Below are 12,012 nucleotides of genomic sequence, written 5' to 3'. Positions count from 1 at the left end.
GGTTGGCTGACGCGCCAGTGGACTGGCCAAGCTATGTATGTGTCAGCTAACCGTAAACCACAAACTGTAAACTGTATTTATTTTCCTTGCGCTTCGACGACGGCGATGGCGACCATATTGACAATTTCGCGTTCCGACGACCCCAACTGCAACACATATACCGGCTTCCGAATGCCGAGTAGAATGGGGCCTATGGCGTCGAAACCAGCCGCTTCGCTCATTAAATTATAGGCGATGTTTGCCGCCGATAAATTAGGGAAAATGAGCGTATTAGCGCCTTCACCGACCAGCTTGCTGAACGGGTGATTCTGCTGAAGTAATTCGGTATTAAAGGCCAAGTGCGCCTGAATTTCACCGTCGACAATCAGATCGGGGTGTTTTTGTTGCAGAATCTCGACCGCTTTGTTCATCTTCTCCGCATCTTCCCCCTTGGCGCTACCAAAGTTGGAGTAGGTAACCAGGGCTATCCGTGGCTTGATGTTGAACCGCTCAACCGTGCGGGCGGTCAATTCGGTGATCTCGACGATTTCTTCGGCCGTTGGGTTAAAATTTACCGTTGTGTCGGAGAAGAACAGGGGCCCGCGTTTGGTGAGCAGAATGTACATACCGGCCACTTTTTTCACGCCCGGCTCTTTCCCGATAATCTGCAACGCGGGCCGAATGGTATCGGGGTAGCTTCGGGTCAGGCCCGAAATCAGTGCATCGGCTTCGCCCGTTTCGACCATCATCGCTCCAAAATAGTTGCGGTAATACATCATTTTACGGGCTTCGGTCGCGTTGACGCCCTTGCGTTTGCGCTTATCAAAATACACGTCGGTAAACCGATCGATCAGGCCGGATTGCTCGGGTGCTCTCGGGTCAAAAATAGGAATCTGGCCTAGATCAAGGCTGTTTTCCTTGATAAGCTGCTCGATTGTTGCGCGTTCGCCCAGCAGGATTGGGGTCGCAATACCTTCATCCCGAACCTGTTGAGCGGCTTTTAATACTTTCAGGTTCTCTGCATCGGCAAAGACTACCCGTTTGGGATTCGCTTTGGCTTTGGTTAGGATAACCCTGGAAATCTGGTTGTCCTGCCCCAGCCGCCGGGCAAGCTGTTGTTCGTAGGCATCCCAATCGGTGATGGGCAACCGGGCTACGCCCGAGTCAATGGCCGCTTTGGCCACGGCCGGGGCCACCGTTGACAGCAGACGTGGGTCTACGGGTTTGGGCAGAATATAGGTGCGCCCAAAAATCATGTTGGATTCGCCATACGCCAGATTAACCAGATCGGGTACGGGCTTTTTGGCCAGATCTGCCAGCGCATACGTAGCCGCCAGCTTCATGGCTTCGTTGATTTCAGTAGCCCGCACATCCAGCGCACCCCGGAAAATATAGGGGAACCCCAGCACATTATTCACCTGGTTGGGGTAATCGGACCGGCCGGTTGCCATAATGATGTCCGGGCGGGCGGCCATAGCTTCGTCATATCCAATTTCGGGGGTTGGGTTAGCCATGGCAAACACAATGGCATTGGGTGCCATCGAGCGAATCAATTCCTGGTTCACTATGCCGCCTTTCGATAAACCGATAAACACATCGGCTCCGGCAAAGGCATCGGCCAGCGACTGGATGTCACGAGTGGTCGCAAACGGGCGCATCAAGGCGCTCAGGTCGGTGCGATCCGTGCGGAGTGGTCCGTTTACATCGAACATCACGATGTTCTCATGTTTGGCCCCGAGAGCGATATACTGGCGAGCGCATGAAATAGCCGCAGCGCCAGCGCCCAGAATCACAAATTTGGCCGTATTGATGGGTTTATGGACTAGTTCGAGAGCGTTGAGTAAGGCCGCTCCACTCACAATGGCTGTACCGTGCTGGTCGTCGTGCATGACCGGAATGTTCATGTCGCGCTTGAGCCGTTCCTCTATTTCGAAGCATTCCGGGGCTTTGATATCTTCCAGATTGACACCACCAAAGGTGGGTTCCATGATCTTGACCGTGCGGACAAACTCATCGATATTCTTGGTATTCAGCTCGATATCGAAGACGTCGATATCGGCATAAATTTTAAACAGTAGGCCTTTGCCTTCCATAACGGGTTTGCTGGCTGCTGGTCCTATATCGCCCAGGCCCAGCACAGCCGTACCATTGCTGATCACCGCAACAAGATTTCCTTTAGCGGTATATTTAAAGGCATCGTCGGGGTTGGCTTCAATGGCCAGGCAGGGCTCGGCCACGCCCGGTGAGTAGGCTAAGGAAAGGTCGCGTTGGGTGTTGTATTCTTTTGTCGGAATGACTTCAAGTTTACCCGGACGCCCTTTAGAATGGTAATCAAGGGCATCTTCGCGCCGGATTTTCTGATTCATACGAATGTTGATGAGTTTTTTGCTCAACGGTTGGGAGCGCGAAGGTACGGAAAAAGTCAGCCGGGTGGCGAATCAATCTGCTCCGATAACTGGCTGACGATCTACGGTAATCCAACCGACCCAGCATAAAAGCAGTAAAAAGCCGAGTAAGCATGTACGCTGGATTGGGTTGGTGTGCGTTGGCTCCTGAACATCGGTCAGATTAGGGGCCAGGATACGTACGAAATCACCCTGTTCAACCCCAAAAATGGAAATTTCACTGTAATGATCGTACTTATCGCCAAACGTAAGGGGCTCGGTTTTAACCAGTTTTTTTTGCAAATCACTTTGCCGAAGGAGCAATGTAATGGGTTGGTTAGGCCGAATAGCATAACGAAGCGTATCCAGCCGATTGTCGAAAGTATGACGGGCAACGTAAAACGAATAGCCGGGAAAGCCGCGTAAGGTGAGTGTTACGCCCGTTAGCCTGCTTTTGTTTCTGTTTTCCTTTACCCGAACCACTACGTCCGTAAGGGAAGCAAGCGGAGCGGGGGTTTTTTCAACGGCGTTATGTGCCAGATAACCGAAAGCGATGTTCACCAAAATGAGCATACTTTGAGCGATGATTAACCAGCGGAGCCGAATCTTCTCCGCTTTTGTCAATACTGTTTTGAAGGCAATGGCCTGTCCATACTGAGTGAAGGTCTCCTTCAGGTATGCGTAGTCGCGAAATTCATTGGAGCGAATCACAAACCAGTTATCGGTCAGGTAAATCGTCAACTCCATAAACGTTCCAGTCCTGGATGCACTGGGCCGCTCATTATACGCCAGAATGGACGTGTACGCATGTTGTGTAGGCGTCTGTTCCGCTTTTTTGACGCTGAAGGTTCCGTCATTGAGCATGTGTATGGCGGTCGTTTGCCACATGGAATGCACAAACCACATCAATACCACAAAACCCCCAAGCAGAAAGAAGATCAAAAGCGTACTCCAGTTAGGGTAATACGGCGTTTCTAGCATTAAAAGGGTAGGGCCGATCACCGTTGTCACCAACAGGAGCAGGAAAAGGAACCAACGGAAAAAGGTATTTATAGGTTTTACCCTGAAAATCGTACAGTGCTGATCGCTCATTCGATAAATGCCATCTTGACGGAAACTCAGGAATATATGCTCTTACTAACTCACCACAACGGCAACCGTGAGCCGACTCACGCACACCAGTTTGCCTTGCTCGTCGGTTATGCGGATGTCCCACACGTGGGTCGTGCGCCCGGTATGAATAGGCGTACAGCGGCCATATACCCAGCCGTCGCGTACGGATCGAATGTGGTTGGCATTGATTTCCAGACCCACGGCCCGCTGTTTGGCGGGGTCGTCCAGGAGCATCCAGGAGGCCACGCTACCCAGCGTTTCGGCCAGCACCACCGAAGCTCCTCCGTGCAGAATGCCAAAGGGTTGATGCGTGCGTTTGTCGACGGGCATCCGGGCAATTAGATACCCTTCGCCCGCTTCAACGAATTCGATGCCGAGATGCTTTGCAATCGAATCCATGTCCATAAAGCTAAGGGTAGTCAGGTCGAAGCCAGCTTTCATAAGATGAATGTTAAGTGAATTTTGGGGCAATGTTTACTGCGAAACCTAGTATCTGAAACAGATAAATGCAGTGTTTTATGTAATTTTGTACTCAAATTTGGAAAAATTTGCCAATAGGCAAGGCAATAGGATTGATACAGAAAACAATTTATCTGATTCGCCACGGCGAAACCGACTATAACCGGCGGGGAGTCGTACAGGGCAGTGGCGTCGATTCAGACCTCAACGAAATGGGAAGAGCACAGGCTCAGGCTTTTTTTCAGGCCTACCAGCATGTGCCGTTCAGCAAGATTTACATTTCAGGCCTCAAGCGAACGTACCAGACCGCCGAACCTTTCATTGAACTTGGGCTGCCTTTCGAAAAACTAACCGGACTGAATGAGATCAGCTGGGGCGTTATGGAAGGCAAAGCACCGGGCAATCTGGAAAATGAGTACTACCGTGATCTGATCGAATCGTGGGCCGCAGGAAACTCGGCCAAAACGACCGACGGCGGGGAAAGCCCGGATCAGGTGGTCGCCCGTCAAAAAGAGGCTGTTGCCACCATTCTTGCGCATCCCGACGAAGAAACCGTGTTAGTGGCTATGCACGGCCGGGCCATGCGTATTCTGCTGTGCTGGATCACCAATCAGCCGCTTTCTTTGATGGATCAGTTCGAGCATAGCAACCTCTGCCTGTACAAACTACAGTACAACTACGACACGGCTGCCTTTACCATTGAGCTGGCAAACGATACGGCCCATCTGTTATCGCTGGCCATGGCGTCGTAGATCGGAGAAAACCAAAAAAAGGGAGGAAGGGAATCTATAAGGCTTCCCCGCAGGGTGTAAACATCGCTTCATTTTTTCTTCCGCTTACTGACCCGGCCTTCCCGCATTTTTTCCACTGGTGTAGTATAACTTACTTGCCGGAGTTAACCGATTTATATTCGTGGATTGACGAGTAGCGGGCCTAACAGAAAGGTATGTCGAAGCAAAGAATATATTGGTTTTGTCAGCTGTTCGGCTGGTCACTCCTCATTTTGGTGGAGTATCTGGCGTATTTGCTTGAAGATGGTTTTCAGGCCGATGAACTGTACCTGGCCATTGCCAATATTTTTCTGGGAATCACCCTTACGCACCTCTATCGGCTCATGATTCGGCGTTGGAACTGGGTGCGACTGCCGTTCTTCCAACTGGCTCCCAGGGTGTTGCTATCCGTTTTTGTACTAGCCCTGATCATGACAATGGTCAATTTGCCCATGGATCGGCTCATCGTTCCGCAGCACTTAATGGATGAGCCCTGGCCCTTATTTGGCTATATCATGACCTGGGGCAAAACCATGCTCGCCTGGGTGTTGAGTTATACGGCCTATCATTATGTGGAGGAAAACCGGAATGCCGAAATTGAAAAGATACTGCTGAAAACAAGCATTCGGGAAACAGAAGCTAAAGTGTTGCGGTCGCAATTAAATCCGCACTTTGTTTTTAACGCCCTGAATAGCATCCGGGCGCTGGTTTACGAAAACCCGGCAAAAGCTCAGCAGAGTATTACCCAGCTCTCTAATCTGTTACGCAACTCGCTGCTGGCCGATCGGCGTAAAACGGTTGAACTTCGCGAAGAAATAAAAACCGTAGAGGATTACCTGGCCCTCGAAAAAGTACGCTATGAGGAGCGCCTGGAGTCGTCTATTGAACTCGATGGGCGTACACTTTACTGGCAGGTTCCGCCAATGATGCTGCAAACGCTGGTCGAAAATGCCATCAAACATGGCGTATCAACGGCGATAGGGGGCGGGTTTATTGAGGTAAAATCCAGTCTGGTTGCCGACAAACTTCACATTATTATTCGGAATACGGGTGTTCTGGGCGATAAAAAAGCCTCTGGCGGCTTTGGCCTGGCTAACACCTCGCAGCGACTCGAACTGCTTTACGGCCCCGATGCCCAATTCCATATTTTCCAGGAAGACGATACCCTCAACGGGAACCCTGTTGTTTGTGCCGAAATAACCATTCCTGCTCAATCAGAAGGGATGTTTAGGCGTGAAAAAGTAAAGAGCCATGAAGGACGAGCCATAAATTAGTGGTGCTCATTCATGCGGAACCGATTATTCATCATTCAACCCCTATAATGAAAACCCTGATTATTGACGACGAACGTCTGGCTCGTAACGAGCTGCGTCGGTTGCTGGAAAACTTCCCGAAGATTCAAATTATTGGCGAAGCGGCTAACGCCGACGAAGCTCTTCCGATGATTGAAGAATTGGAGCCGGACCTGCTGTTTCTGGATATTCAAATGCCGGGCAAAAATGGTTTCGAACTGCTACAGTCTATTGAAGGAAAGACACCGGAAGTGATTTTTACAACGGCTTTTGATGAATACGCCATCAAAGCTTTTGAATTCAATGCGCTCGATTACCTGCTTAAACCCGTCGAACTGGCTCGCCTGTCGGAGGCTATTCATCGGGTTGAAGAAGAGCAGCACAATCAGGAGTCGGCTCACACAACGTCAGTTGGTACGTCCACGAAAATATTGGGCGAAAATGATCAGGTCTTCGTGAAAGACGGCGAAAAATGCTGGTTCGTTAAACTAGGCAAGGTGCGGCTCTTCGAATCGATGGGAAACTACGTCCGGCTCTATTTCGATGACCAGAAGCCCTTGGTGCTTAAGTCATTGAATGCCCTGGAAGATCGGCTCAATCCCGCCACCTTTTTCCGGGCCAACCGCAAACATATTATCAATTTGCAGTGGATTGAAAAGATCGAACCCTGGTTTAGTGGCGGTTTGCTGGTTACCCTGAGAGGAGGAGACAAAATTGAAATTAGCCGTCGACAAGCCATACGGTTTAAAGATTTGTTAAGTTTGTAGTATAGGGCGCTTGGTATGTCGGAGATTCTATCCTGACAACCAAGTGCTGCTATTACGACAACGTCCTCATGAAGCACACTTTAGCCCTATTATTTTGCGGCTTATTTTATATTGTTACGGCTTGCCATTCGACAAATTCAACGCCACCAGTTCTTGAGAAAAAACAGTACATATTTACGGGTTCGAACCGTTGCGATACGGCTAAAAACGCTGGCGTAGATGTTTCTGTCGCGTTTGTGTTGCTCAAAGATGATACAGAAGGCTCCCGCAAAATAAACGATAGCCTGCGCCGATTGGCCGCAAACAGTATCGTGGGCTGGCTCGATAGTGCCACCGTAGCCGAACATCCCGATGCAAAAACAGACCTGGCCAAAGCCGCATCGCTGTTTGCCACTGATTACGAAGTTGTCCGTAAAGATATGGGTAGTTTGGGTGGTTGCTGGGAGGTGAAAACAACCGCCGATACCGTTCACGTTGGTCCTAAAGCTGTAACGGTCAAATACGAAACTATGGCCTATACGGGTGGTGCACATCCGAACTCCAACCTGTCTTTTTATAACTTCGACCGAAAAACAGGCCAAATGCTTACACTCACCGATATGGTGTCGGACACGACGGCCCTACTGGATTTAGTAGAAAAAGCGTTTCGGGAGCAACAGCAGGTAATGCCTCAAAATAATCTTGAAGAGCGGGGGTACTTTCTGCGCGACGGTCGTTTTTTTCTCCCGGCCAATGTAGGGATGAGCCCCAGAGGCATGGTCTTCTACTACAACCCCTATGAAATTGCTGCCTATGCCGTTGGTCCGATTCAGGTTACGGTTCCCTATACTCAACTCGACGGGATTCTGCAAAAAGACTGGCACTAGGGGTTTCTTACGATCGCTGGATGGGCAAATCACTAAATTGATCGGTTGGGAAGACGTTTGCCAAACGTAATTCCGTAAGTTTGCTTCACGATAGGGGCCTGTCACGCACTGCCTGGTGATGGGTTACTGGTTTATGTATGAGAACAAAGTGGATTGCTCCGGCTGCTGTCAGTAGCCTGATTTTACTTCTATTTTTCGGGTTCAAGATCATTCGGTTTCAGGGGTTGTACTACACCTTCAACGACATGTACATCTTTTTGCAGGCATCATGCAGCTGGATGAATGGTCGACCATTACTGTACGAAAACATATGGGGGTACGACGACCGTATTCATAACAACTACGCCATGTTGCTTTGGGGGCCGCTCATTTATGTAGCTGGTCCATATGCGGTGTTTATGATTCAGGCAGGACTCTCACTGTTGAGCTATGGCTTACTGATACGCCAGCTTAGTGGCCGAATGGCGAATTGGGTCCTATGGTTTATGTTATTCGTTTTGCTGGTAGGACCCGTTTGGTTTTGGTTCAACGATCATCCGGGCATTGGCTGGCATCCCGAGTTGACGTATTTCCCGCTTTCCATTCTCTTCATTCTGGCTTTGCAGGCAAACCGGCCCGCCTGGTTCCTACTCACGGCTTTACTGATTGTCCTTGTTAAAGAAGACGGAGCTTTGCTGGCCGGAGCCATTCATCTGGCGTTTCTGAGCATTCAATACCTCGCTACCGATCGCCAGCGAAACATCTTTGGCATACTGACGCAGCCAAGGTTCTGGTTTGCGCTGGTGAGTTGGGCTGTTCTATTTATAGCAGGGATGGCTTTTCTATCCTACAAAAATCACGCAGCCGAACCCGAACCCCGCTTGCAACAGGCTCTTATGGCGATTCAGAAAGGGTTGCATGAACCGGTCTTTCTTCGCAAAAATGGGTTATTGTTTATGCAAACAGTGGCCTTGTTGTTACCCTCCTTTGGCGCGTTGCTGTTTGGGTTATATCAGGTCAACTGGCGACAGACGGGGAGTATTCTCTTGGTGTATGCCGTAGCGCAGGCCGCCTTGCTGGCGTCAAACTGGGTGCAGGGGGCAACGTATTATGGCACAAACCCTTATTTTGACCTGGTTTCGCTAACCTGGCCTCCTCGGTTTGTACTTGTCTATACCTTCTCCGTAACCTATTGCGTGCTCGTTTGGGTTCTGTTCGGCGCTGGCAAATCAGCAGTTACCTGGAAACCAATGCTGGCCGGCTTGCTGCTTCTGATCACCCAATTTCCCATTGTTCAATATGGGCGGCCGGATTATCAATGGGTTACGATGCTTCGAAATTTAGTGAAACATCGATACGACCCGGTCAAGGAGCCGATGCTACCCGAGTCTGATGTGGCTATTATTCGTAAACTAGGCCAAACCCTGCCGGCGCACTCCAATGTGTTCATCTTCGATTTCCTGATTCCGTTTTTTTACCAGCATTACAACATCTGGCCAACCGAAAATCAGTGGGAGGACGCTGACTTGGCGATCATCCCTAAAAAAGATTTTCAGCATCTTGGCGAACATCTGCCCCGAGTAATGAAACACCCGTACCGGGCTATACAGTTAAAGGAGTATACTATTTTCGTTACACCAGCTTATGAACCGTATGTAATGGCTTCCTTATCAAAACAAACCGCTTTAAAATGACGCTGGATCAATTTACTGAATCTCTTAGCCAAAGCGAGCCCCCTACCGACCTGCATCCCGTGTTGAAAGGACTTTGGTACGATGCCAATGAAAAGTGGGAACAAGCGCATAACATTGCGCAAAGCCGGGAGGGAGAGCCGCGCTATGATCGGCTGCACGCGTATCTGCATCGAAAAGAAGGTGATCGGTTTAACGCCAATTACTGGTATCGGCGGGCCGGTGCTCCCTTTTTTGAGGGTTCCCTGGAAGACGAGTGGCGTGTGCTGGTGACACAGTTTTTATGAAGCAGTTAAGGAATGTAGGGGCCTCCTGTTTCGCCCCAGCCCCAGCTTGGCATTGTCGCGTCTACCTGTTCGCTGACCACACCTGCTTTGGAGTTGATAACCGCTAATCGGGAGCCCCATTCCAGATAACCAACCAGGGCCGACCGAAACTCCGGATCGTCGGGTAGCCCTATTACATCGGCTGTGTCGAGGATTAAGCCAATCCAGCGCTGCCGCTGGCCTTCTGTGAGGTGCTTTCCCAAATGGTGATGAATCATTTCGTAATGACTTCCTTCCTCCGTACTATACTTAGCCGGACCGTGGAAGACCTCGGCAATAAAATGAGCCACATGGCGGGCATGGTCGGCAGACATACCCGCAAAGACGGGGGCTAGTACCGCGTCTTCCTTAACCCGCTGATAAAACAAGTCGGTCCAGGCTTCAAACTTTTCCATACCTCCGGCCCACTCGTATAAAGTCGGTACAACTGCTTTTGGTGTTGTATTCATCTGAGAAGTCTTAAGTTGCTGGTTAAATTACAAAAAAAGGCCGCACTCTTGCGAGTACGACCTGCGTCTGTCGATGAATAAGTAATATTTTAAGCCATTTCTTCGGTCGTCAGCAGCGTGCTCACGTCGGTCAGGGGCAGATTAAATGCTTCGGCAACTCCGTTGTATACCACTTTGCCATCCACAACATTCAGTCCCATTTTAAGATCTTGGTTGTCGAGACAAGCCTGTTGCCAGCCTTTATTGGCTAATTGCAATGCATAGGGCAAGGTAGCATTGGTCAGCGCAAGCGTACTCGTATAGGGAACAGCACCCGGCATATTGGCGACGCAGTAATGAACAACCCCGTCAATAATAAATGTTGGATTTTCGTGCGTGGTAGGGCTGCATGTTTCGATGCAACCGCCCTGATCAACCGCTACGTCTACCAATACGGTACCCGGCCGCATCTGTTTCAACATCTCCCGCGTAATGAGGTGGGGAGCTTTGGCACCAGGAATCAGCACGGCACCAATGATGAGATCACAGACTTTGATCATCTCCCGAATGTTGTATTCGTTCGACATCATTGTTTGCACGTTTGGCGGCATTATGTCCGACAGATAACGCAACCGGGCCAGGCTAACATCCATGATCGTCACGTGGGCACCCAGACCGGCGGCCATTTTAGCCGCCTGAGTTCCCACAATACCGCCACCAAGAATAAGTACATTGGCTGGTTTTACGCCCGGCACGCCCCCGAGTAGAATACCCCGGCCTTTCAGTGGTTTCTCTAAATATTTCGCGCCTTCCTGAACAGCCATCCGGCCCGCTACTTCCGACATGGGAACTAGCAGCGGCAAACTGCGGTCAGGTCGCTCCACGGTTTCGTAGGCTAAGCAGACCGCCTTTTTTGCCAGCATAGCCTGAGTTAGCTCTTCCGACGAGGCAAAATGGAAATAGGTAAATAACAACTGGTCTTGTTTGATCAGATCATATTCCGCGGCAATCGGCTCTTTAACCTTCATGATCATCTCGGCGATGCCATAAACGTCTTCGATGGTCGGGAGCATAATCGCTCCAGCCGTAATGTATTCCTCATCCTCAAACCCACTGCCTTCACCGGCATTTACCTGTACATAAACCGTATGGCCATGCTTCCGTAATTCGGTTACACCAGCGGGCGTCAGCGCCACGCGGTTCTCATTGTTTTTTATTTCTTTTGGAACACCAATAACCATGACGAATAAGTACGATTGGGGGGTTGTTTAATTCCTTATCACAAAGGTAAAGGCGCTATATTTGTTTTCTAATAGAAACTTCTTTTTTAGGATAAAGTACTAGCTAGTGCTCATCTTAAAGAAAAAAAATCTATATATAGCCAAATAAAATAGCTAAAGCCGTAAAAATGCCGCTATGGAAGGTTTAGATAAAACGGATCGCCGGATCCTGACCTTGTTGCAACAGAATGCCCGACTGACGATACAGGAGATTGGGCAGCAGATCAATCTCTCGAAAACGCCGGTTCATGAGCGCATCAAACGACTCGAACGGGAAGGGGTCATTGATCGCTATGTGACAATTTTAGATAAGAAAAAACTGGGGAATTTATTGATCGTTTTCTGCCAGGTAACCCTCGATCGACAAACCCGCGACGCCTTCGCCGATTTTGAAACGGCTGTTCGGGTGCTGCCCGATGTTCTGGAGTGTAACCGCGTGTCGGGGACGTTCGATTACCTGATCAAAATCGTTAGCCGCGATATGGAAACCTACAATTATTTTTATCAGGAGCAGCTGTCCGTTATTCCGGGCACCCTGCATATCAGTAGTTTTTTTGTCATGGCCGATGTGAAAAATTCCACCGTCATTCCTATTGAATAAGCTGGTTTTAAGTAATTTACCCACGGCCTTCAGCCCGAACATAGGGTAGGCTGATGACCGTGGGTATACTATTGACA

General features: G+C 49.7%; 12 protein-coding genes. 7 read left to right on the top strand and 5 right to left on the bottom strand.

Annotation, left to right across the window (positions count from 1 at the left end; translation table 11 throughout):
- Window positions 1-77: 77 nt before the first annotated feature.
- The 3 genes from SD10_RS15585 to SD10_RS15575 all read right to left on the bottom strand — a co-directional run bounded on the left by SD10_RS15585 (window position 78) and on the right by SD10_RS15575 (window position 3,917).
- Entirely contained in the window at window positions 78-2,345 is a 2,268-nt protein-coding gene (locus tag SD10_RS15585) for an NADP-dependent malic enzyme (RefSeq protein WP_046579619.1), read from the bottom strand.
- A 72-nt stretch (window positions 2,346-2,417) separates the two neighbouring features.
- Entirely contained in the window at window positions 2,418-3,344 is a 927-nt protein-coding gene (locus tag SD10_RS15580) for a hypothetical protein (protein WP_148562458.1), read from the bottom strand.
- A 156-nt stretch (window positions 3,345-3,500) separates the two neighbouring features.
- A complete protein-coding gene (locus tag SD10_RS15575; protein ID WP_046574884.1) occupies window positions 3,501-3,917 on the bottom strand; it encodes a hotdog fold thioesterase in 417 nt (138 codons plus the stop codon).
- A gap of 131 nt (window positions 3,918-4,048) precedes the next feature.
- On the opposite strand from SD10_RS15575, the gene SD10_RS15570 reads away from it, so the two are divergent.
- The 6 genes from SD10_RS15570 to SD10_RS15545 all read left to right on the top strand — a co-directional run bounded on the left by SD10_RS15570 (window position 4,049) and on the right by SD10_RS15545 (window position 9,587).
- Window positions 4,049-4,687 carry a histidine phosphatase family protein gene (locus SD10_RS15570; protein WP_046574882.1) on the top strand — a complete coding sequence of 213 codons (639 nt, stop codon included), beginning with the start codon at window positions 4,049-4,051 and terminating at the stop codon, window positions 4,685-4,687.
- Between the two features lie 194 nt (window positions 4,688-4,881).
- Entirely contained in the window at window positions 4,882-5,979 is a 1,098-nt protein-coding gene (locus tag SD10_RS15565; protein WP_046574880.1) for a sensor histidine kinase, read from the top strand.
- A 47-nt stretch (window positions 5,980-6,026) separates the two neighbouring features.
- Window positions 6,027-6,764 carry a LytR/AlgR family response regulator transcription factor gene (locus SD10_RS15560; RefSeq protein WP_046574878.1) on the top strand — a complete coding sequence of 246 codons (738 nt, stop codon included), beginning with the start codon at window positions 6,027-6,029 and terminating at the stop codon, window positions 6,762-6,764.
- Between the two features lie 68 nt (window positions 6,765-6,832).
- Complete coding sequence (locus SD10_RS15555; RefSeq protein WP_046574876.1) at window positions 6,833-7,630, top strand: RsiV family protein; 798 nt, start codon at window positions 6,833-6,835, stop codon at window positions 7,628-7,630.
- A gap of 137 nt (window positions 7,631-7,767) precedes the next feature.
- Window positions 7,768-9,303: a glycosyltransferase family protein gene (locus SD10_RS15550; RefSeq protein ID WP_046574875.1), complete on the top strand. Its 1,536-nt coding sequence runs from the start codon at window positions 7,768-7,770 to the stop codon at window positions 9,301-9,303.
- On the top strand, window positions 9,300-9,587 hold the full coding sequence (locus SD10_RS15545) for a hypothetical protein (RefSeq protein WP_046574874.1): 288 nt from the start codon (window positions 9,300-9,302) through the stop codon (window positions 9,585-9,587). The genes SD10_RS15550 and SD10_RS15545 overlap by 4 nt, the downstream gene beginning before the upstream one ends.
- Window positions 9,588-9,592: 5 nt before the next feature.
- On the opposite strand, the gene SD10_RS15540 is transcribed toward SD10_RS15545, so the two are convergent.
- Complete coding sequence (locus SD10_RS15540) at window positions 9,593-10,075, bottom strand: group II truncated hemoglobin (protein WP_046574873.1); 483 nt, start codon at window positions 10,073-10,075, stop codon at window positions 9,593-9,595.
- A gap of 89 nt (window positions 10,076-10,164) precedes the next feature.
- A complete protein-coding gene (gene ald / locus SD10_RS15535; RefSeq protein ID WP_046574872.1) occupies window positions 10,165-11,295 on the bottom strand; it encodes an alanine dehydrogenase in 1,131 nt (376 codons plus the stop codon).
- 175 nt (window positions 11,296-11,470) lie between these two features.
- Here ald and SD10_RS15530 point away from each other — a divergent pair, with 175 nt between their 5' ends.
- On the top strand, window positions 11,471-11,935 hold the full coding sequence (locus SD10_RS15530; RefSeq protein WP_046574871.1) for an Lrp/AsnC family transcriptional regulator: 465 nt from the start codon (window positions 11,471-11,473) through the stop codon (window positions 11,933-11,935).
- The last annotated feature ends 77 nt before the right edge of the window (window positions 11,936-12,012 follow it).

The organism is Spirosoma radiotolerans, from assembly GCF_000974425.1.
GTDB lineage: Bacteria > Bacteroidota > Bacteroidia > Cytophagales > Spirosomataceae > Spirosoma > Spirosoma radiotolerans.
The sequence above is the reverse complement of the archived record's forward strand: the minus strand, read 5'-3'. Positions and strand labels throughout refer to the sequence as shown.